The organism is Actinosynnema sp. NPDC049800, from assembly GCF_040656635.1.
GTDB lineage: Bacteria > Actinomycetota > Actinomycetes > Mycobacteriales > Pseudonocardiaceae > Actinosynnema.
In genome coordinates this window covers 76,974-101,233 of record NZ_JBFAMT010000016.1, presented here as the reverse complement: position 1 = coordinate 101,233, position 24,260 = coordinate 76,974, and the positions used below count along the sequence as shown (strand labels likewise).

Genomic DNA, 24,260 nt, shown 5'->3' with positions numbered 1-24,260 from the left:
AAGCTTTCTTCGGCAACCCTTTCCTTACCTTCGTAAGCCTTACCTGAAATGCATTAAAGCGCACTTTCAGTTATTCTGCGAGTATGGCTGTCAACTTGAAGAAGATTACCGCCGCGCGTTCCTCGAAGTTCCACGACCTGCTTCAGGAGCAGGTGCGCAACGAGTTCACGGCCTCGCAGCAGTACGTGGCCATCGCGGTCTGGTTCGACGCCGCCGACCTGCCGCGCCTCGCGTCGCACTTCTACAAGCAGGCGCTGGAAGAGCGCAACCACGCCATGATGATCGTGCAGTACCTGATGGACAGCGGACTGCCGGTGGCCATTCCCGGTGTGGACGACGTGCGCAACGACTTCACCGCGCCGCGCGAGCCGGTCGCGCTCGCGCTGGAGCAGGAGAAGAAGGTCACCGAGCAGATCGTCACGCTCGCCAAGACGGCCCGCGACGAGGGCGACTACATCGGCGAGCAGTTCCTCCAGTGGTTCCTGAAGGAGCAGGTGGAGGAGGTCGCGTCGATGAGCACGCTGCTCACCGTGATCGACCGCGCCGACGGCAACCTGTTCCACGTGGAGGCCTTCCTGACCCGCGAGAGCGTGGGCGAGGAAGCCGACAACGGCACGCCGCGCGCCGCGGGTGGCGCCCTGTAAAGGGCCCGCACAGGCCGACCCGCCGACAGCGGACGACGCCCGTCACCCTTGGGGGTGGCGGGCGTCGCGGTCAGTTCAGGCAGCCGTGGCCTTCCCTGGTCAGGCCGATGCCGGTGAGGGTGTCGCCCGCGTCGCGGAAGTAGAACCACGACCAGGTCCCGCTCTCCGCCGCCCGGACGAACCCGTGCGGTGTCTGCTCCACGTCCGGGTAGACCTCGTGCATGCGGGCCCGCGAGTCGCCGAGGCGCAGGCCCTCCGGGGTGCGGGCGCCCGACTCGACCCGGAGGTCCACCGCGACGCCGTCGTGCAGGCCCACCCAGCCCTCCACGGTCCGCAGCTCGTGCACCGGGCACGAGAACTCCGGCTCGGTCATCTCCTCGCCGACCTCGCCGGTGGCCTTGAGCTGCTCCAACGACATCCCCAGCCGCACCGCGCCGATGCCGCGGGCGTCGAGCACGGCCGCGTCACCCGCCCCGGACGTGCCGCTCACGTTCGTGACGGGTGGCACGACCTGCGGCGCGGACGACTCGCAGGCGGTCAGCAGCAGGGTTGCCGCCACCACGACCAGCCACTTCATCCGTCCATCCTCCCGCTCGGCCCCACCCGCGGCAGGATCAGCTGAAGCAGGCCTGACCCCGACGGGCCAGCGACGTGCTGCCCCGGAACGTGTACCTCACGTCGTCGCTCACCCACACCTTGAAGGCGGCCGTCACTCCGCCGCCATCCTCCCAAGGCTCGCCGCTCGGGTAGGTCTCGGCGAGCCGCGGGTCGGCCGGGCCGATGTCGACCGGCAGGCCCTCCGCGGTCACGGCGCCGTGGTTCATCAAGATCGCCATGAGGCCCTGGCCGTCCTGGATCCACGCGGAGCCGTTACCGGACTTCAGCGGGTACATGTCGCACATGGCGCTCATCCGCAGCGTCGGCTCCCCGACCAGGCCGGTGGCCACGAGCTGCTCGCGCGTCATGCCGAGCTTGACCGCGCCGAACGCGGAGTGGCCGAGCACCGGCGTCGTGTCCACCACCACGGTCTCCTGCACGGTGCTCGTCACCGTCGACCGCACCGTGACGGTGCTCGGCGCGACGGCCGACGCGCTCGACGTGCCCGACGCGCTCGACGGCGCGGTGGTCGTGACCGCCGTCGTGGTCGTGGCCGACGCCGACGACGCCGAGCCGATCGACGCGTCCGTGCCCGCCGTGCACCCCACCAGCGCCAGACCCGCGACCACCAGCACCACGACACCCCTGACCTTCATCGCTGTTCCCCCTGCTGCGCGCAGTCGGCGGTGAGCCGCTGCATCCGAATACCGACGACCCGCTCCGCGTCCAGCGCGAACACGTACATCCAGCCCACGTCACCGGTCATGGAGACCTGGTAACCACCGTGGGTCGGCTCCCCCTGCGGGTACTGCGCCTTCACCTGCTCCAGCGTCGAGCCGACGCCGATCCCCTTCGACGTCGTGCCGGCCGCGGGCAACGTGATGCGCACGACGCCCTGTCCCGGCGCCACGAGCACGGCGTTCGCGGTGCCCGGGTCGCTCGTCCACGTGAACGCCGCGCACTCGCCACCGGGCGCCCCGGTCACCAGACCGGTGGCCGCCACCTCCTGCGCGGTCATGCCGAACTTCACCGCGCCGTACCCCACGTTCGGCCGCGTCGGCCCCACGGTCACCACCACCGTGACCGTCTCCACCACGGTGTGCGGTGGCGGCGCGACCTCCGTCCCGCCGGCGGGCGTCGCCGTCGTGGCGGTCGTGGTGGTGGTCGGCAGCACGGCCGGGTCCACCGGCGGCAGGCTCAACGAGCCGCCGAGCGCCGTCACGCCCCACCCGCTCGCCACCAGCGCGACCGCCGTGACCGCGCCCACCACCGCGGTCCGCCGGTGACGCGCCCGGCGCGCACCCGCCACGACCACCTCGGTCGCGTCCGGCCTGGGCCGCACGTCCAACCGGTCGTCGTGCAGCAACCGGCCCAGCTCCTCCTCGAGGTTCACCCCGCGTCCCCCAGTCGTGCGCGCAAGGTCGCCATCGCCTTGCTGTTCTGGCTCTTGACCGTGCCCGCGGACACGCCGAGCGTGCGGGCGATCTCGGCCTCGGACAGACCGTCGTAGAAGCGCAGCACGACCACGGCGCGCTGACGCGGCGGCAGCGACCGCAGCGCCTGCCACAGCGGCTCGTGCTCCAGGCGGTCGTGCCCGGCCGCGGCCACCCCGTCGGGGAACTCCGCCACCAGGTCCTCACGCCGCCGACGGCGCCACCGGCTGGTGTTGGCGTTCGCCATGGACCGCCGCACGTACGCCAAGGGGTCGCCCTTGCGCAGCACCGCCGCCCACCGCGCGCCGACCTTCTCCAGCACGGTCTGCACCAGGTCTCCCGCGTCGTGCGGGTTGCCGGTCAAGGCGTGCCCGTAGCGCAACAGGCCCGGTAACGACATCCGCACGAAGTCGGCGAAGTCGGCCGTCGTCCCCCCACCCCGATCGGTGGCTCTTTCCCCCGGCAAGACCGCGGTCACCTCGACAACCCCCTCCGGCGGCGGCCCCTCGGCCACCGTCGGAGAGGACACGTTCGAGAGGGGGTGTCGGTTGCCTCAGACCGAGGTCACAAAACGGGCAACGGCCGGAAGGCGCCGTCGGCGTCCGGCGTGAACTCGTGCACGGCCACCACCGCGTCGGCCGGGATCGGCCCGTAGACGTGCGGGAACCACGGGCCGTCCTCGGTCTCGCCCGGCTCCCACAGCACGGGCAGGCCCTCGGGGTCGATCACCAGCAGCACGAGGTCGTGGCGGTGCGGGTACAGGCGGTTGGCGGGCAGGTGCACCGTCCCGGGGTCCGAGCAGTGCACGAAACCGTCGAGGTCGAGCGGGATCGCGCCGTCCTCGCGGGCCCGCCTCCAGTCCTCCTTCGGGCTGATCCGCAGGATCACTCCGACTCCTCACTTGTCCACAGGACCCTGTGGACAAAGCTGGGGATACCTGTGGACAGGTTCAGCGCAGGGTGATCTGCCGCCCGCGCAGACCGTCGCGCGCCCGCCGTTCCTGCTCGGTGAGCGGCTCGTCGTCGAGGCTGGTCAGGGCGTCCCGCAAACGGTTGCCCAACGCCTCCGCGCCCGGCGCCCACTCGCTGGAGTGCAGCTCGCGGTCCAGGTCCCACACCGGGACCAGCAGGCCGTGCGCGCGGAACGACCCGGCGTACCGGGAGCCCTCGCCCAGGTCGAGCTCGCCGCGCACGGACAGCCGGGCGAGCGCCGCGAGCAGCGTCTCCTCCGGCTCGGGGCGGACCCAGCGCAGGTGCGCCTTGTCGCCCGCGTCCACCCAGTAGGCGGCGGCCACGCCGGGCGCGTCGAGGCGCTCGGTGGGCAGGATCGCGGCGTTGGCGCGCTCCAGGGACAGGGCGACCTCGCCGGCGGGCTCGTTGTCCGGCGGCAGCCACCACGCGAAGTCGGCGTGCAGCTCCGGGCTCAGCGTCGCCTCGACGTCCAGCAGGTCCTGCAGGCGGCCGGGGTTCGAGCCGTCGTCCGGGCCGACGACCGCGAGGGCGTCACCGGTCTTCGCGGTCTGCGCCCACCGCACGGCGCGCGCCAGGTCGCGGCTGAGGTCGCCGGACCGGGTCTGCACCTGCAGGCCGACGAACGCGGTGCCGTCCGAGCGCACCAGGCCCGCCGCCGCCATCGGCAGCACGGTCGCCAGCACGACCTCACGACCGCCGTCGGTCGCCTTGAGCGGCAGCTTCACCGTCGCCGAGGGCACGAACTCGCGCAGCGCGATCAGCTCCGCCTCGGCGGCCAGGCCCTGGAACGGTCGGGAGACGATCACGTCCGCCGCGCCGCCCGCCGAACCGTGGCAGGCCTTGTAGCGCTTGCCGGAGCCGCACGGGCACGGCTGCCGCGGGTTGACGCCGTCCGCCGGCTTGTTCTTCACGGCTGTCCGCTTCGCCACCGCGCCTCCTCGGTCTCAGGGCTGGTCGGGCGTCAAGTTATCCGCAAGGTGCTCGCGCGTCTCCTCCGGGTTGTTGGTGGCGAGGAACCGGACGCCGCGCTCACGGCACAACGCGATGTCGGCCGGGTCGTCCACCGTCCACACGTAGGCGCCCTCTCCCCTGCCCGGGTGACGTCTGAGCAGGTGAACTCCAGGTCCGGCGTAGTCGGCGAAGTGGGGCTTGGTCCTCGGCCACAGCCGGTCGTAGAGCAGGACCGTGGGCACCTCGGGCCTGAGCTTCTTGAACCGGTGCACGGCGAAGACGGAGAACGACATCATCACCGCGTCGACCCGGTGGCGGCCCAGCTCCTCGGCGAGGCGGCGCTCGACCAGGCCCCGGTACCGGACGGGGTGCTTGGTCTCGACGAACAGCCGCTTGCCGTGGTCGGCGGCGAGGCCGAGCAGCGCGTCCAGGGTCAGCACCTCGGCGGGCTCGCCGCCGTGCCAGCTGCCGAAGTCGTGCCGCCGCAGCTCCTCCAGGGTCATCGCGCTGACCTTGCCCTCGCCGCCGCTGGTGCGGTCGATCGTGCGGTCGTGCACGCACACGAGGTGCCCGTCCCTGGTGAGCCGCACGTCGCACTCCAGCCCGTCGGCGCCCTGCCGCAGGGCCAGCTCGTAGGCGGCGAGGGTGTGCTCGGGGCGGCGGGTGGACGCGCCGCGGTGGGCGATGACGTCAGGTGACACGTCAGGGATGCTCCTGGTGGGGCACGCACGGGGTCAACCTGACTACCCGATGTCACAGCTCGCTGAATATTTGAAACAACAACCACACTCGGATGGACGCGAGCCGCGCTCAAGACCTACCGTCCGTCACCGTGGCATCCTTCGACCAGCACGATCTGGCATTCATCGCGGATCCGTACCCCGCGTTCGCCGCGATGCGCGCGCAGGGCGGGGTGCACTGGCACGAGGACCTGGGCGTGGCGGTGGCGGTGTCGCACGCGGCGGCGTCGGCCGTGCTCAGGCACCGGTCCCTCGGCCGCATCTGGACCGACGCGAAGCCGGTGGACCGGTTCGCGTCGTTCAACCTCCTGCACCGCAACTCGATGCTGGAGAACGAGCCGCCCACGCACAGCCGGCTGCGCAGGCTGGTGGCCGCCGCGTTCGGCCGCGGCCACGTCGAGCGGCTGCGGCCGTGGATCGTCGAGCTGGCCGACCGCCTGGTGGACGAGCTCGTGGCCAAGGTGTCGTCGGAGGGGCAGGCCGACCTGCTGTCCCACGTGGCGGCGCCGCTGCCGGTCGAGGTGATCGCCGAGCTGCTGGGCGTGCCCGCGCGGGACCGCGCGCTGTTGCAGCCGTGGTCGAACGCCATCGTGAAGATGTACGAGTACGACCTGGCCCCGGACAAGCAGGAGGCGGCCGAGCGCGCGGCCGCGGAGTTCGTCGCCTACCTGCGGGAGCTGGTCGCGCTGCGGCGCACGTCGCCCGGTGACGACCTGGTGTCCGACCTCGTGGCGGTCACCGACACCGACGGCGCGAAGCTGACCGAGAACGAGCTGGTGGCGACCGCCGTGCTGCTGCTCATGGCCGGTCACGAGGCCACGGTCAACGTCATCGGCAACGGCGTCCAAGCGCTGATGAATCACCCGCACGAGTGGCGACGCCTGGTGAACGACCACGCTCTGCTACCCACGGCGGTGGAGGAGCTGATCCGCTACGACTCGCCGTTGCAGCTGTTCGAGCGCACCGCCACCGAGCCCGTGACCATCGCCGGGTACCGGGTCGAGCCGGGGCAGAAGATCGCCGCGCTGCTGGGCGCGGCGGCCCGCGACCCCGAGGTCTTCACCGACCCGGACACCTTCGACATCACCCGCGACCCGAACCCCCACCTGGGCTTCGGCATGGGCATCCACTACTGCCTGGGCGCGCCCCTGGCCCGCATCGAGGTCCAGGCGGCCCTGTCCTCCCTGATCCGCAAGCTGCCGAACGCGACCCTGGCCGCCGAACCGCGCCGCCGGGCCGAGTTCGTCATCCGGGGCCTGCACGACCTGCCGCTGACGTCCGCGTGATCCGGTGACCCGGTAATCCGGTGGACGGCACGGCAACCGGCCGCCACCCTGCGTCGATGAGGTTGTCGGTGATCGCGCACCCGGTGGTGCGGCACTCGCCGCTGCACCGCGTCCTCGTGCCCGCCGCACGGTTGCGCAACCTCTGGGTGCGGCCCCCTGAGCCGATCGTCGGCACGGCGACGGTGACCGGGTCGCGGGCCGACCTGCTGCGGCTGGGCGCGTTGGTGCGGTTGGCGGCGACCAGTCGGCACAGCGCGCTGTTCGTCCCGGCGCGGGACAACGTGCCGGAGGGAGAGCGGTGGCGGATGGGCTGCGCCCGGCCCGTCGACCTGCTGGTGGTGCGGCGTGACGTCGGGCTGAGGCCGTCGCGGTGGCCCGAGGTGCGGCGGGCGTTGCGGCGGTCGACGGCACGTCCCGCGCGGTTCACGACGCCACCAGCGCGCACGGACGAGGAGTGGCGCGACCGGGAGTGGACCGGGTCGCACCGGATCACCCTCGCCGAGCACGCGGCCACCCTCGTCGTCTCCAGCACGAGCCGCTCGCTGCTCCGCCTCGGCGACCTGTTCACCGAGGCGGGCGAGCTGGTCGCCGCGGACCGGGAGGTCCACCGGCACGGGCACGCGCACCTGACCGGCCTGCGGAGGGTGTTCGCCGAGCCCGACGTGGCGCTCGACGTCTACGGCCGCGACCCGATCTTCCACAAGGGCCGCTGGGCGCGGGCCGCTAGCGCTTGAGCGTGTGCTTCTTCGGCAGCTTGAAGCCGCGTTCGGCCATCACCGCGCGCAGGCGGTCCGGGTAGTCGGTGATCAGGCCGTCCACGCCGTCGTCGATCAGCTTGTGCATGGTGGCCGGGTCGTTGACCGTCCACGGGACGACCTTCAGGCCGTGCGCGTGCGCCTCGTCCACCAGGGCCTTCGTGGTGAACGGGACGTAGTCCGGGTCGCCGACCTTGCCGTTCTGCGGGTTGCCGTGCACCGGGGAGAGCGCGGACGCGCCGAAGCTCTTCACCGCCCTGACCACGCTGCCGTCGAAGTCGGCCAGGTCGAGGCCGCCCGTCCACGGGGAACCGGGGCGCAGGAACTCGGGCTGCGTCAGCGCGACCAGCGGGAGGCGCGGCTCGGCCTTGCGCCACAGCATCAGCGTGCCCCAGTCGAACGACTGCACGGTGACGTTGCGGAAGAAGCCGGACCTGCGGATCTCGCGGGCCGTGACCTCGACGAACTGCTCGCGCGGCGCGGTCTCGTGCGGCGCGGCGGCCTCGACCTTGGTCTCGATGTTGAACTTCACGGTGAACGCGCGGTAGTCGCGGGCCAGCGCGAAGACCTCGGCCAACGTGGGCATCCGCGCGCCCGGCGACAGCTCCTGCTCCGGGTACTGCGCCCACCGCCGCGATCCGCAGTCCAGCGTGCGGACCTGCGCGAACGTCAGGTCCTTCACGTACTTGCCCGCGTACGGGAACGCCGGGTCGCCGGGGAACGCGGGCGCGGTGTCGACGCACTTCGCCGGGTTCGTCCTGCGGTCGTGCGTGACGACCTCACGGCCGTCCTTGGTGATCTGGACGTCCAGCTCCAGCGTCGTGACGCCCAGTTCGAGCGCCTTGGCGAACGCCGCCAACGTGCTCTCGACCGTCAGCCCGATCCCGCCGCGGTGGGCTTGGAGGTCGAACTTGCGCCCGCTGTCGGCGTTCGCCACGCCGGAGCTCAGCCCAGAGGTCAGCCCGGAGGTCAGCAGGGTCAGGATCAGTGCCGCCGCGAGTGCCCGCATGGGGTCACGGTGGCACGTGGCAGGTCAGGAGCCCAAGTGCCGGAGGAAGAACGACCACTGAACAGCGGGGAACGCGAGCGTTGCGGCGTCCGGGTTCTTCGAGTCCCGCACGGCGACCGCCGGCCCCGCGAACGCCACCTCGACGCAGTTGGTGTTGCTGGCGCCCCCACTACGGCTGCTCTTCCGCCACACGGCGCCTGAAAGGTCCACAGTGGACACAGCCATCGCCTCTTTCACTCCGCCAGAACGCGTCCGACCAAGGCGATCGACTCATCCGGGCTCAACGCTTGGGACGTCAAGTGCTCGAACACGAGTTTAGCTTCCCGGAGTCCCCGCTCGTCCTCGATGTGCACAGCGCCCGCCATGTGCTCGATGAAGAGGACCGGCGACTCGTCGTCCTCGAACCCGAGCAGGGCGAAGCCGCCGACCATGCCGGCGTGCGCGCCCCGTGCATCGGCGAGCACCCGGATGGTGATGTTCGGCAGTCCCGCCATGTCCAGCAGGTGCTGCCGCTGCTCGCGCATGACGCCCGGCCCACCGACCTGCTTGCGCAGCGCGGCTTCGTCGATGATCGCGTGCAGCCGCAGGGGATCGTCCTGATCGGTCAGCCGCTGCTGGCGGATCTGGCGAACGCGGATGTCGTTCTCCAGCCACCGCTTGGTGCGCGGCAGGCGATGGGCCTCGAACAACGCGCGCATGTAGCCGACCGTTTGCAGCAGGCCAGGGATCACCAGCAACGCGAGTTCGGACACGTCCGAGGCCTCGGTCTCGACGTCGATGTAGCCCTGGTTCTCGATGCCGTAGGTGGTCCACCAGCCGGGCTCGCGGGCCCGCAGCGCCTGGTCGATGAGGTCGGGGTCGTACTGGTCGTAGAGGTCCATCATCGACTTGGCGAGGTGGACGTCGAGGATCGTCTCGCCCTTCTCCAGCCGGTGGAGGGTGGACTTGGTGCGGTAGAGGGCTTTGGCGGCCTCGTCGAGGGTCAACTTGGCCTGGGTCCGCATCCGGGCGAGCTTGCGCCCCAGCCGACGGCGGCGGAACGGTGGCGGAGTGGGCACAGGGCAGCATGATCCGGTGGGACTCGCGGATGCGGGATTCCCGCCGCGCGTCACCGCATCGGGCGGATCTCCCGGCCGCACAGTGGTCCCCGTGGAAGCGAACCTCTTCAGCCTGGTGGACGCGACCGACCGCCGACGGATCTTCGCCTGGGGCATGGAAATCGTGGACGAGGACCGGTCGGACGCGGTCGTCTACCGGCGTGATCCCGAGACCGGCCGGACGTTCATCGGGCAGCACGTGTCCGCCGAATCAGCCCTCAAGCGCTACGGCAGGCGCGTCCCCCTGGCCCTGGTCTGGGAGTACGAGCACGTCCTTGAGGCGTTCGCGGTCGGCCAGCACGTCGATGGCGGCGATCCGGCCCCCGGTGACGGTGAAGGCCATGACCGACAGCGCCCGGCCGTCGGCCGCGACGACGACCCCGGCGACACCGTTGACCAGGGCGGGACGGGCGAGCGGGAAGAGCCGGCCGAAGGTGACGGCCTGGCCGGCCACGGTGCGCGCGCCGGACAGGGTGACGCTGAAGCGTGACCCCGCCCCGCCGTCGGAGCGGAGCACGACGTCCGGGTCGAGCACCGCGACCAGGGCGTCGAGGTCACCGTCGCGCGCGGCGGCGAAGAAGGCGTCCACGACCTCCCGTTGCCGGGTCGGGTCGGTGTCCGGGGTCGGGACCCGGCCCTGGACGCGGCGGCGGGCGCGGCTGGCCAGCTGGCGGGTCGCGGCCGTCGACTTCTCGATCACCGCGGCGATCTCGTCGAACGGGACGGCGAACAGGTCGTGCAGCACGAACGCGAGGCGTTCGGCGGGCGTGAGGGTGTCCAGGACGACCAGCAGCGCCAGGCCGACCGAGTCGGCGAGCACCGCTTCGTACTCGGGGTCGGCGCCGCCGTCGTAGCTGACGACCGGGTCGGGCACGTGGACGTCGAACGGGTCCTCGCGCCGCTGCCCGCGGGAGCGCAGGACGTTCAGGCAGAGGCGGGCGACGACCGTGGTCAGCCACGCGCCGAGGTTCTCCACCTCGTCGGTGTCGGCGCGGTCGAACCGCAGCCAGGCGTCCTGCACGGCGTCGTCCGCCTCGGCCACCGAGCCGAGCATCCGGTACGCCACCGAACGCAGGTGGGTCCGGTGCTCCTCGAAGCGCTCGGCGCGCAGCTCCCGGTCGTCCACCGTGTCACGTTCCCTCCGCGCCGCGGGTCGAGGCAGTAGACCCATTCGACATGTTCGGAGGAACAATGACATCCATCCTGGTCACGGGCGGTACCGGCACCCTCGGACGGCTCGTCACGCCGTTGCTCGCGGGACACCGGGTGCGCGTGCTCAGCCGGCGCGGCCACGGGCCGGTGAACGGCGTCGAGCACCTGACCGGCGACCTGCTCACCGGCGAGGGCGTCGAGGCGGCGGTGGACGGCGTCGAGGTCGTCCTGCACCTGGCCGGCGGCCCGAAGGGTGACGCGGAGGCGACCGAGCGGCTGGTGCGCACGGCGGCGGCGACCGGCGGTGTGCGGCACTTCGTCTACATCTCGGCCATCGGCGCGGACCGCGTGCCGCTTGCCTGGTTCCGGGAGAAGCTCGGCGCGGAGCGCGCGGTGGCCGGGTCGGGCCTGCCGTGGACGACCCTGCGCGCCGCCCAGTTCCACGACCTGGTCCTGACCGTGGTCGAGAAGATGGCGAAGATGCCGGTCGTCCCGATCCCGGGCGGGCTGCGGTTCGAGCCGGTCGACGCCCGTGACGTGGCCGAACGCCTGGCGGAGCTGACGCTCGCCGCACCGGCCGGCCTGGTGCCCGACCTGGCCGGCCCGGAGGTCCACGGCCTGGCCGACCTGGTCCGCGGCTACCTGGCAGGACGGGACAAGCGCCGGCTGCTGGTCCCCGTGCGGATGCCCGGGAAGGCGGGCCGCGCCTACCGCGCGGGCGAGAACCTGGCGGGCGAGGGAGCCGCGAGGGGTGCCCGGACCTGGGAGGACTTCCTGGCCGAACGGGTGCCGGCGAACCGGTGACGTGGTCGGCGGCGTGCGAGGGCGCGTCCCTCCGGGCCACGCGGACCAGCCGCCCACGGGGGAACCGCGACGACCGCGCACCCGAGAGGCGGACAGCCGCAGGGCCCCGCGGCCGGAGCGGTCAGCGCGGCGAGCCCGAGGAGCGGACGGGGCGCAGGACCGGGGTCGGGGCGTCCTTGACGTCCACGACCCGCATCCGGCGGATGGCGCCCGCGTCCACCGGCAGCAGGAGCGTGGTGATGCGGCGGACCAGCACCGCCGTCACGATCGCCACGGCGGCGGCCAGGAGGTCGGCGACGGCGTGGAACAGCACGCCGTCCGCCATGGCCTGCACGCTGGAGCGGAAGCCCCAGACCACGGTGAACCCGACGAACAGGCCGGTGAACGCCCACAGGCCCCACCACCAGCGGACCAGCTTGGACGGCGCCGGGCGGGCGGTGGCCGGCTCGCGCAGGGCGGCGTGCTCCAGCTCGGCCAGGATCGAGCCGGGCACCACCAGGTTCACCCCCGGCACCACCAGGCCGACCAGCACCTCCCGGTCCGACCTCGACGGGCCGTAGCCCGCCTCGGCAGCGGCCGCGTTGCGGGCGCGGCGCAGCCACAGCAGGGTGAAGACCAGGGCGACCGCGGACGCCACGATCGTCACCACCGAGGAGGCCACGACCATCGCGTCCGACACGCCCACCGTGGTCTCCGACATCGCGCCGTAGCGGCTGAGCAGCAACAACGCGTAACGCCACAGCTCGCTGCCCGCCGCCCACAGCGCCGTCAGCGCGGCCAGGCCCAGGGCGTGCGACGCCGTGCGCGCCAGCCTCTGCACGTGCTCGACGGTGTCCGCGGACCGGTCGTCATCCATCGCCACGGACGTGGGCCAGCGCCACGCCAGCAGCGGGAAGCCCCAGCGGGGCGGCACCGGGTACGACGGCGGGCCGGTGTAGACCCGGCGCGGCGCGCCCTGGCGACGGTGCGGGTAGGCGCCGGGTGGCGGGGTCGCCACCCAGTCCACCCGCAGCGGTCGCAGCGCCATGTCAGATGACCTCGGGCTCCGCGCCGTCGACCTCACCGACCAGCGGACGGCCGGTCGCGGCCCACAGCTGCATGCCGCCGTCGACGTTCCTCGCCTCCCAGCCGTTGGCGTTCAGGTACTGCGTGACCCGCGCGGAACGGCCGCCGGAGCGGCACACGACGTAGAACTCGGAGTCGCCGGGCAGCTCGTCGAGCTTGCCCGCCAACTCGCTCATCGGGATGTGCAGGGCGCCCGGGGCGTGGCCCGCCGCCCACTCGTCGGCCTCGCGCACGTCGAGCAGGACCTTGCCCTCCGGCAGCTCGGCCGGTACCTCGGACACTTCAACGCTGGGAACCGTCACGGGTCCATGCTGCCACGCGGGTTATAAACCGGGGATAAGGAGCACGCCGGCCACCTCCCCCGAAAGGATGGTGGCCGGCGTGGTGAGCGCGGAACGGCGGGCTAGTGCGCGACCGCCTTCTCGGCGCCGACGCCGGTGAGGGCGCGCACCTCCATCTCCGCGTACTTATCCTTGTCGTTCTCCTTCGACAGCACGGTGCCGAGGTAGCCGAGGAGGAACGCCACCGGGATCGACACGATGCCCGGGTTGGACAGCGGGAACAACGCGAAGTCGACGTTCTTGAACATCGAGGTCGACTTGCCGGACACCGCGGGCGACAGCACGATCAGCGTGATCGTGACGGCGAGACCGCCGTAGATGCTCCACAGCGCGCCGGAGGTGTTGAACCGCTTCCAGAACAGCGAGTACAGGATGGTCGGCAGGTTCGCCGACGCCGCCACCGCGAACGCCAGCGCCACCAGGAACGCGATGTTCTGGCCGTTGGCCGCGATACCGCCGGCGATGGACACGATGCCGATCACGATCGCCGTCCGCCGCGCCACCTTGACCTCGGCGTCCTTGTCCTCCGCCTCACCCTTCTTGATGATGTTGGCGTAGATGTCGTGCGCGAACGACGCCGAAGCGGTGATCGTCAGACCGGCCACCACCGCGAGGATCGTGGCGAACGCGACCGCGGCGATCAGGCCGAGCAGCAGCGGTCCGCCGAGCGCCTCGGCGAGCAGCGGAGCCGCCGAGTTCGCCCCACCCGGAGCCGCCCTGATCTTGTCCGGACCCACCAACGCCGCCGCGCCGTAGCCCAGGACCAGCGTGAACAGGTAGAACAGGCCGATCAGCCAGATCGCCCAGACCACCGAGCGGCGGGCTTCCTTCGCGGTCGGCACGGTGTAGAAGCGCATCAGGATGTGCGGCAGGCCGGCCGTGCCGAGCACCAGCGCGAGGGCCAGCGACAGGAAGTCCAGCTTCGACGTGCCGGTCGCGCCGTACTGCAGGCCGGGGCCGAGCAGCTTCTCGCCGGCCTTCGGCGCGTTCTCCACGGCCGAGCCGAGCAGGCTGGACAGGTTCAGGCCGAACTTGGCCAGGACCCACAGCGTCATCACGCCGGCGCCGACGATCAGCAGCACCGCCTTGATGATCTGCACCCAGGTGGTGCCCTTCATGCCGCCGATGAGCACGTACGCGATCATCAGCGCGCCCACGATCGCGATCACGATCGCCTGGCCGAGCTTGCCGGTGATGTTGAGCAGCAGGGCGACCAGGCCGCCCGCGCCCGCCATCTGGGCCAGCAGGTAGAAGAAGGACACGGCCATGGTCGACGTCGCCGCCGCCGCGCGCACCGGGCGCTGGCGCATGCGGAAGCTCAGCACGTCGCCCATCGTGTACTTGCCGGTGTTGCGCAGCAGCTCGGCGACCAGCAGCAGCGCGATGAGCCACGCCACCAGGAAGCCGATGGAGTACAGGAAGCCGTCGTAGCCGTTGAGCGCGATGGCGCCCGCGATGCCGAGGAACGACGCGGCGGACAGGTAGTCGCCCGCGATCGCGACGCCGTTCTGGGGGCCGGTGAACGAGCGGCCCGCGGCGAGGTAGTCGGCGGCCGTCTTGGTGTTGCGGCTGGCCCGGATGACGACGACCAGGGTTGCCGCGACGAAGATGCCGAAGATGCCGATGTTGAGCAGGGCGTTGCCGTTCACGCTTGACCCCTTTCGAGCTCGTTGCGGAGCTTCTCCGCCATGGGGTCGAGGTTCTTGTTCGCGTGCCGCACGTACAGCGTCGTGATGGCGAAGGTCGACACGAACTGCAGCAGCCCGAGGATCAGGCCGACGTTGATGTTGCCGATGACCTTCGTCGACATGAACCCGTGGGCGTAGTCGGCGAGCAGGACGTACAGCAGGTACCAGGCCAGGAAGAGACCGGCCATGGGGAAGACGAAACTGCGCAGCCGCCGGCGCAACTCGCGGAAGTCGGGGCTGTCCTGCACATCCACCCAGTTGTGGTTGTCCTGGGCGTCGGGGGTGTGCTGCTCAGAGGTGCTCACGGTCCCCTCCTCGCGTACTTGACGACGGTGTGAACGGCACGTAAGTCCTCCTGGTGCGTTCCTGATACGCCGTGCACCGTAGGGAGACCTGGCTCACGCCTGAAAGACCTTTTGTGTGACCTTGCGCTCAACAGTCGAGTGATGCGATGAGCGGTAGTAACTCTGAGACGAACTGCCACTCGGGTGATCGAAGTCACCGATAGCCGGATCGGTGTCTTTATCTTCACCCGATTGAGACCTATCTCCACTCTCAGCGACAGACCGTCGGGTCGTCCCGTCCACCGCAGGTCATCGCGGGGCAGCACCGGCGACAGGCCTGCCCGAAGGCCTAACCGGCAGCCGGGCGCTCAAACGTCACTGTGAGCCGTTTCACACCGGCTCAGGACTGCGCCGGCCCGCCGGCGCCGGGCTCGCGGTCCGCCGCGCGCGCCTTCTCCTCGCCGGCGCCGAACTGCGACTCCCGGTCGCGCATGAAACCCAGCGGATCCGGCGCGTGGAACCGCAGCAGGATCTGGTTCACGTCGTCGGGCTTGCGGCGCGCGGTCAGCCTGCTGATCATCACCATGGTCAGGAACGCCGCCGGCACGGTCACCAGCGCCGGCTGCGAGAACACAGACGGCGCCCAATCCCCGGTGTACGAGCTGACCACCGTCGCCACCTGCGCGCCGATCACCAGCCCGCCGCCGACCAGCAGACCGGCCATCGCGCCGACCCACGTCAGCCCGCGCCACCAGATGCCCAACAACAACAACGGGCAGAACGTGGACGCCGCCAGCGCGAACGACATCGCCACCGTCAACGAGGCGTCCGACCGGGGCAGCAGCAGCGCCAACCCGATCGCCACCGCGCCGGTCAGCACGGTCGCCCACCGGAAGTCGCGCACCTTGCCCGGCAGGATGTCCGTCGACACCACCCCGGCCACCGACACGAGCAGCCCCGACGACGTGGACAGGAACGCCGCGAACGCGCCCGCCGCCACGATCGCGCCGAGCACCTGGCCGAGCACGTTCGGCTGCATCGTGTCCGGCAGCAGCAGCACCGCCGCGTCCGTCTTGCCCGTGACCAGCAGCTGCGGCAGGTACTGGCGCGAGATCACGCCCAGCACGGTCGGGAAGAGGTAGAACAGGCCCAGCAGGTACAGCACGTGCAGCGCCGTGCGCCGCGCCGCCCGCCCGTCCGGGTTCGTGTAGAACCGCACCAGCACGTGGGGCAGCCCCATGGTGCCCAGGAACGTCGCGAAGATCAGCGAGTACGTCTCGAACAGCCCCGACAGGCCCTCCGTCTGGGGCCGCAGCCAGTCGTGGTTCGACGTCGGCGCCCCCTCGACCACCGGCACCGGCGAGCCCGCGGCGAACCGCAGCTTCGTCTCCGCGCCCACCTCGTACAGGCCGGGCGTCCAGTACGCCGGGCCGTCGGCGGGCGAGCCGTTCACCCGGCCGTTCGCGGACAGCTCCATCGGCACGTCGACGCGCACCCGCACCGGGTCGACCGTGGTCACCTCGACGTCCTCGGGGAACCGCAGCACGCCCGCGGAGTCCACCGGCTGCGCGCCGTTGCCCGGACCGGTCAGGAACAGCGCGAACAGCACGAACGTCGGCGCGGCGATCGCGAACAGCTTGCCCCAGTACTGGAACGCCTGCACCAGCGTGATCGCGCGCATCCCGCCGCCGAGGACGTTCACCACGACGATCACGGTCACCGCCGCGCCGCCGAGCCACGCGGGCAGGCCGGTGATCGTGTTCAGCGTCAACCCGGCCGACTGCAGCTGCGGCACCAGGTACAGCACGCCGATGCAGATCACGAAGAACGTGCAGACCCTCCGCAGGTTCGACGGGCCGAGCCGCGCCTCGGCGAAGTCCGGCAGCGTGTACGCGCCCGACCGCCGCAGCGGCGCCGCCACGAACAGCATCATCGCCAGGTACCCCGCGGTGAAGCCGATCGGGTACCACAGCGCGTCGATGCCGTCCTTGAGCACCAGCCCCGCCACGCCCAGGAACGACGCCGCCGACAGGTACTCGCCGGAGATCGCGGCGGCGTTGCGGGTGGCCGGGATGGCGCGCCGGGCCACCAGGAAGTCCGGTGTCGTGTTCGCCCGGCGGGAACCCACGTAGCCCAACGAGAACGTCAGCAACGCCATCACGCCGACGAGCACGAGGCTCCACGGGTTGTCGATCACCGGTCCACCGAACTCACGAAGTCGTGCTCGTGCCGCTCGGCGAGTCTTCGGTACGCGTAGCCGACGCCGTAGCAGAGCGGGAACGGCACCAGCCCCAGCAGCAGCCACGGCAGCCGCACGCCCACCAGCTCCACCTCCGCCAGCCACGGCAGCAGGTAGAACACCAGCGGCAGCAGCGCCAGCAGCAGCAACGTGCCGCCGCCCAGCGCCAGGCCCGTGCGCAGCTGGGTCCGGATCAGGTCGCGGATCAGCTTCTCGCCGACGCTGGTCTGCTCCTCCAGCTCGATGATCGTGCGCAGCACCCGGCCGCGCCCGCGCGGGTCCGCCAGCACCACGCGCCGCCGGCGGTTCTTGCGCGCGGAGACCGACAGCCAGGCGTCGCGCTCGGCCGGCTGCGGCTGGTCCGGTTGCCCGGGGGGGCCGGAGTGCTTGGTCATCCCCAACTGCTCTTGGGGGGACGCACGATCCTCTCCTTCAACTCGCGGGTGTGCCGCCTGCTGACCGGCAGCTCCTTCGCGCCCTCGCCGGAGCCGATCACCACCGCGTACCCGTTCGACGTCATCCGCAGCTCGGTCACCAGCGGCAGCGCCACCAGGAAGGACCGGTGGATCCGGACGAACCCGGCGTTCTCCCAGCGCTCTTCCAGCTGGGCCAGCGGGATGCGCACGAGGTGGCTCGCGCCGTCGTTGGTGTGCAGGCGCGCGTAGTCGCCCTGCGCCTCGACGTAGCGGACGGTGGCCCGCGGCACGAGCTTGATGGTGCCACCCAGCTCGACCGGGATCACCTCGTCGTCCTGCGGTTCCGCCGCGGCGGGCTCCGGCGTGATCGCCGGTGTCGCGGCCACCCGGTCGACGACGCGCGAGATCGCCTTGTTGATCCGGTCGGAGTTGATCGGCTTGGTCACGAAGTCCAGCGCGCCCACCTCGAACGCCACCACGGCCTCCGAGTGCTCGACCCCGGTCACGAACACCAACGCCGGTGGCTGCCGGAACGCGCCGAGCACGCGCGCGAGGTCCGTGCCGCTCAGCCCGGGCATGTTGATGTCGGCGAACACGGCGTCGACCGGCGGTAGCCCTGCCCGCGTGCGGTCCATCACCTCGACGTCGTAGTCACCCCGGAGGATGCGCAGTGCCTCGGCCGCGTCGAAGGCCGTGAGCACGCGTCGGATGTGCGGGCTGCTTTCGAGCAGGTACTTGATCTCGCTCAGACCGGGTGCCTCGTCGTCCACCGCCAGAACGAGGAGGCCGTTGCTGTCCGTGCGATTGTTCACTGGGGTACTCACTGTGCCGCGCATCTTGCCGACCCGGTGGGGTCGCTGTCTACGCCGGTTGCCGGACGGCCGCGGGGCCGTGACCTCACAAGCCGAATCGCGACCAGCGCGCCCGCTCTTCCAGCGCCGCCAACCCCTCCACCAGGAAGTCGCCCGATCGGGTGGTCGCGCCGGCCAGTCCGAGACGGGCGAGGAGGGGTCGGCGCGGCTCGGCGATCGCGATCTCCGCGTCCGGGTAGCGCTTGGCCACCACGCCGCGCAGCGTGCCGAGGCCGTCGACCAGACCGAGCTCGACCGCCTTCGCCCCGGTCCACACCTCGCCGTTGAACAGCTCGTCGTCGGTCGCCTTGAGCTTCGCGCCGCGGCGCTGCTTGACCCAGTCGGCGAACTGCTCGTGCAGCTGCGCCTGCAAGCCCTTGAGCCACTCGACGTCCTCGGGCTTCTCCGGGCTGAACGGGTCCAGGCGGACCTTGGCCTCGCCCGCGGTGTGCACGCGCCGCTCGACGCCGTAGCGCTCGATCAGGCCGTTGAGGCCGAAGCCCGCGCTGACCACGCCGATCGAGCCGACCAGGGACGTGCCGTGCGCGTAGATCTCGTCGCCCGCGCAGGCCAGCCAGTAGCCGCCGGAGGCCGCCAGGTCCTCGCAGAACGCCAGGACGGGCACCTTCTTCTTGGCGGCCAGCTCGCGGACGCGCTCGGCGACCAGCGCGGACTGCGTCGGCGCGCCGCCGGGCGAGTTGATCAGCAGGGCGACCGCGACCAGCCGGTCGTGCTCGAACGCGCGGGTCAGCGCGCTCTCCACGGTCTGCATGCTGATGGTGTTGCGGGCCATCGGCGTCGGCGTCGGGGTGATGACGCCGTGCAGTCGGACGGCGGCCACCACGGGGCCGCGCTCGGTCCGCTCGCTCACGATCTTCGGCAGCCGGGCCGCGATCTTGTCCGTCACGCTCATGGCTCCGACCTTACGTGTGAACGGAGGTCGCGTGACACGGCTAACATCGACCGGTGACGTTCAACCCGTTCCGGTGGCTCGAACGCTACGTCGAGTGGTGGGACGACCGGGGCCGCAAGAATGCGGACGGTCCCACCGCCATGCACGTCTACTGGATGTGGATCACGTGGAGCGTCTGCGCGGTCATGGTGGTGACCGTCCTCGCCATCGCCGCCGCCTGAGCTGATCAGGCGCGCACGACGGGCTGCTCGGTGGTGTCCTCCAGCCGCGGCGGCACCAGCGGCAGGTTCGTCTGCACGCCCGGCCGGTACTTCGGGATCTTCAGGATGATCTTCATGCCGGCTTCCGGCGCGGTCTCCACGACCAGCGCGTAGTCGTCGCCGAACACCGCGCGCATCCGGTGGTTGATGTTGCCGAGGCCGACGTGCGCGCCGGTCTGGTGCGCGTCCTTGAGGTCGTCGAAGAGGCGGTCGGGGTCCATGCCGACGCCGTCGTCCTCGACCGAGATCAACGCCTCCGCGCCGTTGTCCTCGGCGATGATCGTCAGCTCGCCGCCGCCGGGCTTCTTCGCCAGGCCGTGCCGCACGGCGTTCTCCACCAGCGGTTGCAGCACCAGGAACGGCAGCACGACCTGGAGCACCTCGGGCGCGATCTTGAGCCGGACGTTCAGCCTCGACCCGTACCGCGCCTGCTCGATGGTCAGGTAGCGGTGGATGTTGGTCAGCTCGTCGGCCAGCGTGGTGAAGAAGCCGTCGGTGCGGAACGAGTAGCGGGTGAACTCGGCGAACTCCTGCAGCAGCTCCCGCGCGTGCCCCGGGTCGGTGCGGATCAGCGACGAGATCGTGTTCAGCGCGTTGTAGACGAAGTGCGGCGAAATCTGCGCCCGCAGCGCCCTGACCTCGGCCTGCGCCAACGCCTGGCGGGACTTCTGCAGCACCTCCAGCTCCAGCTGCGTGGAGACGAACCGCGCGGTCTCCTCCGCCATCCGGATCTGCCGCTTGTTCGCCACCCCGCTGATCACGATCAACGTGCCGGCGACGTCGCCCTCCACCACCAGCGGCACGATCACGGCGCTGTGCATCGAGCACGGGCCGGGCAGCTCGCACTCCAGCTTGCGGTGCTCGACGTGCTCCTTGTGGCCCTCGCCGATGGCGCGCTCGATGTAGGCGCGGAGGAACTCGTAGTGGTCGTTGGCGCCGCCGTCCCAAGACAGCAGCGTGCCCTCGTGGTCGGTGATGCCGACCGCGACGCACCGCAGCATCTCCCGCAGGTGCGGCGTCGCCTTGTTCGCCGCGTCCTCGGTCAAGCCCTCGCGCAGGTCGGCCGACGCCTTCGACATGCGGTGCAGCATGTCCATCACGGCGTCCTCGACCGACGTGCTCACGCGGCGGGCGCGGCACAGCATCACGAAGAGGCCGAGAACGGCCAGGGTCGCGATGAGTCCGAGCACAGCGCGCTCGGTCAGGAGGTCCCGCACGGCGTCCATGCTGTGCCGTGGGGGCGGTATAGGCAAGGGGATGGGCGGTGCGAGACGTGCACATCCGATGAATTGCGGGCAACCGTGGCAGAGTGCTTACCCGAACGGGTGATCAAGAACGTTCACGATCACGGAGCGTGGGTGCGACCCGATCACTCGGGCCGCGCACCCCGCCCCGGCGCTCACCCCGCGTCAGCGCCGACCGCTCTCGCCCGGGTCGGACGGCTTCGTCTCGCTCGGGTCTTCCGACTTCTTGCACTGCAGCTTCTCCACCAGGTCCGCCAGCGCGGGCTCGTCGAGCAGGTCGAGGTCCTCCAGCACGCGGCAGATCACCTCGGACACCTGGTCCTGCTGCAACCGGGGCGGCTGCTCGTCCTCCGGCGCGGCGACCGAGACGGCGATGGTCGAGCCGGCGAACGTGGCCAGTCCCATCGTGGCCCCGATCAGCGCGGCGGCGATGCGCTGGTTCATGACTCCTCCAAGTAGGTCGGTCGGACCCCGGAGGAGTTCCCCCGACGGCGCGGCTCAGCCGACGAACGGGCCAAGCCACTCGTCCGTGTGACCTACTTGAGCAGCCGCGACATCCGCCGGTCGGCGAGCGGCCTACCGCCCGTCTGGCAGGTCGGGCAGTACTGGAAAGCCTTGTCCGCGAACGAGACCTCGCGCACCGTGTCACCGCACACCGGGCACGGCAGACCGGTCCGCGCGTGCACCCGCAGCCCGGACCGCTTCTCACCCTTCAGTGTCGCGGCCGACTGGCCGACCGACCGGGCCACGGCGTCGTTCAGCACGGCGATCAACGCCTCGTGCAGCCGGTCCAACGCCTCCGCCGGCAGCTTGCCCGCCGTCGCGTACGGCGACAGCCGGGCGGTGTGCATGATCTCGTCGGAGTAGGCGTTGCCGACGCCCGCCATCACCGTCTGGTCGGTCAACGCGGTCTTCAGCCGCTCCGTGCGGCCGGCGAACAGGTCCTCGAGCTGGGTGCGCGTGAGCGACAGGGCGTCCGGACCGAGGCGCGCGACGCCCGGCACGTCCGCCGGGTCGTTCACGACCCACGCGGCCAGGCCCTTCTTGGTGCCCGCCTCGGTCAGGTCGAACCCGGGCCCCTCACCCGGCGGGCCCAGGTGCACGCGCAGCGCCAGCGGGCCGCGGCCCGGCTTGGGCGGGGCCGCCGAGAGGTGCTCCGACCAGCGCAGCCACCCGGCCCGCGCCAGGTGCACCACCAGGTGCAGGCCGTCGCAGTCCAGGTCGAGGTGCTTGCCGAACCGGCCCGCGCCGGTCACCTCGCGCCCCTGGAGCTCGGTCCACGGCGGCGTGAACGTCTTCAACACCTGCAACGACGCGACGTCCACCCGGTGCACGCGCCGTCCAACGGCGTGCTCGCGCAGGTGGTGGGCGAGCGCCTCGACCTCGGGCAGTTCCGGCACCCGGACAGTGTCACCCGCGAACGGCGATCAGTCGACCGGTTGCAGCGGGCCGTCCAGGTCGGGCAGCGAGTACATCTCGATCTTGCGGGCCACGTTGGCCACCTCGTTGCGCACGGTCAGGAAGCCGCGCACCGAGCCGACCCACCGCTCCGGCGGCAGCTCCTCGGTCTTCTTCGACTCCGCCGCCACCAGCCACGGCCGCCGCACCGCCCAGCGCACCGGGAAGAACAGGAACACCAGGACCAGCGCCACGAGCAGCCACCCCGGCACGACGACCTCCGGCGGGGTCCACGCGACCAGCACCACCGCCATGCCGATGACGATCGCCAGCATCAGCACGCCCGGGCCGTGACCGCCGCTCACGTCGTGCTCGAAGTCCTCCTCGGTGGACGGGTTGCGCCACTCGATCTGGCTGCGCACCGTCCACATCCGGCCGTCAGCTCCGCGCACCAGCCGCGTCATCACCGTCTCCTCAAGACGTCGAGCGATCACTCAGCGTTCTCCACGCTACCGGCAAAGTCTTGCACCTCGTGGGTGAAAGCCGGCGGTCACGCGGGGTCGAGGGCGCTCGTCGTCGGGCGCAGCGTCACGGTCGTCGGCGTGACCGTGGGCGTCGCCGTGCCGGCCGACTTGTCCGGTTCGGTGGTGGTCGTCGTCGTCGCGGTGGTCGTGTCCAGCAGGACCGTGCGCGAGTCGGTCGTGGTGACCGGCGTCGACGTCGTGGTCGGCGCCAGGTCGCGCGGCTCGGCCGGCGCGGTCGAGGTGGTCGGCGCCACCCGCGGCGGGACCGAGGTGGACGTCGTCGGCGTCGAGCGCCCCGCCTGCTCCGCCTTCGTGTGCACGACCCGCAGCGCGTCGACCGGCGTCGGCGACGTCGCGCTGGTGGCCGTGCCGGTCGCGGTCGTGGTCGGCTCGGTCGTGCACAGGGCCAGCACGTTCTCGCCGGGCGCGCCGTCCGGGCCGGACTGGACCAGCGCCGGGCCGGGCGCGCCGGTGAACGTCCCGGCCACCACCCCGAACAGGCCGACGGCCGCGGCCGAGGCGGTGGCCGCCAACGCCAGCTTCACCCGCCCGCTGAGCCACGCCGCCTTGCCCAGCACCGCCGGGCCCAGCACCGACGAGCCCAGCGCCGACGACCCGAGCGCCGCCGGACCCAGCAGCGCGGTCGCGGCCACCGGCACCGCGATGCTCGCCGCGTGCGCCCGCAACGTCGAGCACACCTCGACCAGCTCGGCGTGCAGGGCGTTGCAGGACGAGCAGGTCTGCAGGTGCTTGCGGATGCGCCGGTGCTCAGTGCCCTGCGCGCCGCCCGCCGTGTAGGTGCCCAGCTTCGCGACCACGGAGCCGCACGCGCGCGACCCGGTCTCCTCGGCGAGGTGCGCTTGGAGGTACGCCGCCCGCAGCCCCTCGCGGGCGCGGCGGGCCAGCGCCGCCATCGCGTTCGGGCTCAGGCCGAAGTGCGGCGCGACCGCGGCCGGCCGCTCGCCCTCCACCTCGACCTGCCACAGCACCGTGCGCCACCGCTCGGGCAGGCTGGTGAACGCGCGGGAGATCAGCGCGTGCTCCGGCCGGTTCGCGGTGACGTCCGGGAACGGCTCGACCCGCAGGCTCAGCTCCTCGTCCTCCACCGGGACGTCCCGCCGCCGCCCGCTCCACTCCCACGCCACCCGGCGCGCGACGGTCAGCAGGTAGGTACGGACGTGCTCGGTGGGCCCGTTGCCCCGGCGGATCGCCTGGAGCACGCGGAAGAACGCCTCGGCGGTCAGGTCGTCGGCCTCGGCGTGTTCACGCACGTGCCGGAGGGCGAACCGACGAACGGCGTCGGCGTGACGGGTGAACAGCTCGCCGAACGCGCCGTCGTCGCCCGCCCTGACCCTGGCGAGCAGTTCCCGGTCGAAATCGGCATCTCCGGCCATCCCGCCCCGGCACCTCCCGCCCTGCCTGTGGTCCACTGGTCAAGATGCCACAGTCGGCTGGTCTCGCGCCGAAGTGATAGCGAGCCGATACCGAACACCCGACGGACGACGTCGACCGTTCGGCCTAGTCAGAGCACCTGTGCACCGGATCAAGGTTGCTTGCGGTCGGTGACGGCGCGGTCACGGGTGGGCGTCGGCTGGTGG

At 71.6% G+C, this 24,260-nt stretch carries 29 protein-coding genes; 5 read left to right on the top strand and 24 right to left on the bottom strand.

The features are described 5' to 3' along the window. Positions 1-83: 83 nt before the first annotated feature. A complete protein-coding gene (locus AB0I91_RS20650; protein ID WP_498771178.1) occupies positions 84-644 on the top strand; it encodes a ferritin in 561 nt (186 codons plus the stop codon). Between the two features lie 70 nt (positions 645-714). On the opposite strand, the gene AB0I91_RS20645 is transcribed toward AB0I91_RS20650, so the two are convergent. The 7 genes from AB0I91_RS20645 to AB0I91_RS20615 all read right to left on the bottom strand — a co-directional run bounded on the left by AB0I91_RS20645 (position 715) and on the right by AB0I91_RS20615 (position 5,297). Continuing rightward, positions 715-1,221, bottom strand: a complete 507-nt coding sequence (locus AB0I91_RS20645; protein WP_498771180.1) for a hypothetical protein — start codon at positions 1,219-1,221, stop codon at positions 715-717. 37 nt (positions 1,222-1,258) lie between these two features. Continuing rightward, a complete protein-coding gene (locus AB0I91_RS20640; protein WP_499638220.1) occupies positions 1,259-1,897 on the bottom strand; it encodes a hypothetical protein in 639 nt (212 codons plus the stop codon). Beyond that, on the bottom strand, positions 1,894-2,634 hold the full coding sequence (locus AB0I91_RS20635; protein ID WP_499608093.1) for a hypothetical protein: 741 nt from the start codon (positions 2,632-2,634) through the stop codon (positions 1,894-1,896). The genes AB0I91_RS20640 and AB0I91_RS20635 overlap by 4 nt, the downstream gene beginning before the upstream one ends. Next, on the bottom strand, positions 2,631-3,152 hold the full coding sequence (locus AB0I91_RS20630; protein ID WP_498771185.1) for a SigE family RNA polymerase sigma factor: 522 nt from the start codon (positions 3,150-3,152) through the stop codon (positions 2,631-2,633). Before AB0I91_RS20630 ends, AB0I91_RS20635 begins: the two co-directional genes overlap by 4 nt. 86 nt (positions 3,153-3,238) lie before the next feature. Beyond that, the gene (locus AB0I91_RS20625; protein ID WP_498771187.1) at positions 3,239-3,562 is read right to left on the bottom strand and encodes a DUF952 domain-containing protein; all 324 of its coding nucleotides are present in this window, start codon (positions 3,560-3,562) and stop codon (positions 3,239-3,241) included. Positions 3,563-3,623: 61 nt separating this feature from the next. Beyond that, complete coding sequence (locus AB0I91_RS20620; RefSeq protein ID WP_498771189.1) at positions 3,624-4,574, bottom strand: DUF5926 family protein; 951 nt, start codon at positions 4,572-4,574, stop codon at positions 3,624-3,626. Positions 4,575-4,589: 15 nt separating this feature from the next. Next, positions 4,590-5,297, bottom strand: coding sequence for a glycerophosphodiester phosphodiesterase family protein (locus AB0I91_RS20615; RefSeq protein ID WP_499608090.1), 708 nt, complete (start codon positions 5,295-5,297; stop codon positions 4,590-4,592). A gap of 92 nt (positions 5,298-5,389) precedes the next feature. On the opposite strand from AB0I91_RS20615, the gene AB0I91_RS20610 reads away from it, so the two are divergent. Together AB0I91_RS20610 and AB0I91_RS20605 are read left to right on the top strand one after the other, a co-directional pair. Beyond that, positions 5,390-6,622, top strand: coding sequence for a cytochrome P450 (locus tag AB0I91_RS20610; protein ID WP_499638217.1), 1,233 nt, complete (start codon positions 5,390-5,392; stop codon positions 6,620-6,622). A 56-nt stretch (positions 6,623-6,678) separates the two neighbouring features. Continuing rightward, a complete protein-coding gene (locus AB0I91_RS20605; RefSeq protein WP_499638214.1) occupies positions 6,679-7,356 on the top strand; it encodes a hypothetical protein in 678 nt (225 codons plus the stop codon). On the opposite strand, the gene AB0I91_RS20600 is transcribed toward AB0I91_RS20605, so the two are convergent. The 4 genes from AB0I91_RS20600 to sigJ all read right to left on the bottom strand — a co-directional run bounded on the left by AB0I91_RS20600 (position 7,346) and on the right by sigJ (position 10,609). Continuing rightward, positions 7,346-8,386, bottom strand: coding sequence for a glycerophosphodiester phosphodiesterase (locus tag AB0I91_RS20600; RefSeq protein ID WP_498771197.1), 1,041 nt, complete (start codon positions 8,384-8,386; stop codon positions 7,346-7,348). The genes AB0I91_RS20605 and AB0I91_RS20600 overlap by 11 nt on opposite strands. A gap of 24 nt (positions 8,387-8,410) precedes the next feature. Continuing rightward, on the bottom strand, positions 8,411-8,611 hold the full coding sequence (locus AB0I91_RS20595; RefSeq protein ID WP_499638211.1) for a DUF397 domain-containing protein: 201 nt from the start codon (positions 8,609-8,611) through the stop codon (positions 8,411-8,413). Positions 8,612-8,619: 8 nt separating this feature from the next. Beyond that, positions 8,620-9,444 (bottom strand): helix-turn-helix domain-containing protein, encoded by an 825-nt coding sequence (locus tag AB0I91_RS20590; RefSeq protein ID WP_499638208.1) that lies wholly within the window; start codon positions 9,442-9,444, stop codon positions 8,620-8,622. 250 nt (positions 9,445-9,694) lie between these two features. Then, complete coding sequence (gene sigJ, locus AB0I91_RS20585) at positions 9,695-10,609, bottom strand: RNA polymerase sigma factor SigJ (RefSeq protein ID WP_499638205.1); 915 nt, start codon at positions 10,607-10,609, stop codon at positions 9,695-9,697. A 65-nt stretch (positions 10,610-10,674) separates the two neighbouring features. Between sigJ and AB0I91_RS20580 the strand changes: the two genes are divergently transcribed. Beyond that, entirely contained in the window at positions 10,675-11,439 is a 765-nt protein-coding gene (locus AB0I91_RS20580; protein ID WP_499638203.1) for an SDR family oxidoreductase, read from the top strand. Between the two features lie 121 nt (positions 11,440-11,560). Here the strand turns inward: AB0I91_RS20580 and AB0I91_RS20575 are convergent, their stop codons facing one another. The 8 genes from AB0I91_RS20575 to AB0I91_RS20540 form a co-directional block, all read right to left on the bottom strand. Beyond that, positions 11,561-12,466 (bottom strand): DUF4328 domain-containing protein, encoded by a 906-nt coding sequence (locus tag AB0I91_RS20575; protein WP_499638200.1) that lies wholly within the window; start codon positions 12,464-12,466, stop codon positions 11,561-11,563. Position 12,467: 1 nt separating this feature from the next. Further along, entirely contained in the window at positions 12,468-12,785 is a 318-nt protein-coding gene (locus tag AB0I91_RS20570) for a rhodanese-like domain-containing protein (protein ID WP_499638197.1), read from the bottom strand. Between the two features lie 122 nt (positions 12,786-12,907). Next, positions 12,908-14,494, bottom strand: a complete 1,587-nt coding sequence (locus AB0I91_RS20565) for a monocarboxylic acid transporter (RefSeq protein WP_498771211.1) — start codon at positions 14,492-14,494, stop codon at positions 12,908-12,910. After that, positions 14,491-14,838 (bottom strand): DUF485 domain-containing protein, encoded by a 348-nt coding sequence (locus AB0I91_RS20560; protein WP_498771213.1) that lies wholly within the window; start codon positions 14,836-14,838, stop codon positions 14,491-14,493. Before AB0I91_RS20560 ends, AB0I91_RS20565 begins: the two co-directional genes overlap by 4 nt. 379 nt (positions 14,839-15,217) lie before the next feature. Continuing rightward, positions 15,218-16,975, bottom strand: a complete 1,758-nt coding sequence (locus AB0I91_RS20555; RefSeq protein WP_499638271.1) for a sodium/solute symporter — start codon at positions 16,973-16,975, stop codon at positions 15,218-15,220. Positions 16,976-17,010: 35 nt separating this feature from the next. Next, positions 17,011-17,451, bottom strand: coding sequence for a hypothetical protein (locus AB0I91_RS20550; protein ID WP_498771215.1), 441 nt, complete (start codon positions 17,449-17,451; stop codon positions 17,011-17,013). Beyond that, complete coding sequence (locus tag AB0I91_RS20545; RefSeq protein ID WP_498771217.1) at positions 17,448-18,308, bottom strand: LytR/AlgR family response regulator transcription factor; 861 nt, start codon at positions 18,306-18,308, stop codon at positions 17,448-17,450. The genes AB0I91_RS20550 and AB0I91_RS20545 overlap by 4 nt, the downstream gene beginning before the upstream one ends. A gap of 61 nt (positions 18,309-18,369) precedes the next feature. Next, the gene (locus tag AB0I91_RS20540) at positions 18,370-19,236 is read right to left on the bottom strand and encodes a S49 family peptidase (RefSeq protein ID WP_230569419.1); all 867 of its coding nucleotides are present in this window, start codon (positions 19,234-19,236) and stop codon (positions 18,370-18,372) included. Positions 19,237-19,289: 53 nt separating this feature from the next. On the opposite strand from AB0I91_RS20540, the gene AB0I91_RS20535 reads away from it, so the two are divergent. Beyond that, the gene (locus tag AB0I91_RS20535; protein WP_498771219.1) at positions 19,290-19,457 is read left to right on the top strand and encodes a hypothetical protein; all 168 of its coding nucleotides are present in this window, start codon (positions 19,290-19,292) and stop codon (positions 19,455-19,457) included. A gap of 5 nt (positions 19,458-19,462) precedes the next feature. Here the strand turns inward: AB0I91_RS20535 and AB0I91_RS20530 are convergent, their stop codons facing one another. From AB0I91_RS20530 to AB0I91_RS20510, 5 genes are all read right to left on the bottom strand, one after another. Continuing rightward, the gene (locus AB0I91_RS20530) at positions 19,463-20,722 is read right to left on the bottom strand and encodes a histidine kinase (RefSeq protein ID WP_498771220.1); all 1,260 of its coding nucleotides are present in this window, start codon (positions 20,720-20,722) and stop codon (positions 19,463-19,465) included. Positions 20,723-20,905: 183 nt separating this feature from the next. Further along, positions 20,906-21,184 (bottom strand): hypothetical protein, encoded by a 279-nt coding sequence (locus AB0I91_RS20525; protein WP_498771222.1) that lies wholly within the window; start codon positions 21,182-21,184, stop codon positions 20,906-20,908. A gap of 92 nt (positions 21,185-21,276) precedes the next feature. Then, positions 21,277-22,140, bottom strand: a complete 864-nt coding sequence (locus AB0I91_RS20520) for an Fpg/Nei family DNA glycosylase (RefSeq protein WP_498771224.1) — start codon at positions 22,138-22,140, stop codon at positions 21,277-21,279. Positions 22,141-22,167: 27 nt separating this feature from the next. Beyond that, the gene (locus AB0I91_RS20515) at positions 22,168-22,602 is read right to left on the bottom strand and encodes a DUF983 domain-containing protein (protein ID WP_498771226.1); all 435 of its coding nucleotides are present in this window, start codon (positions 22,600-22,602) and stop codon (positions 22,168-22,170) included. 86 nt (positions 22,603-22,688) lie between these two features. After that, positions 22,689-24,056, bottom strand: coding sequence for an RNA polymerase sigma factor (locus AB0I91_RS20510; RefSeq protein ID WP_499638194.1), 1,368 nt, complete (start codon positions 24,054-24,056; stop codon positions 22,689-22,691). Between the last annotated feature and the right edge of the window lie 204 nt (positions 24,057-24,260).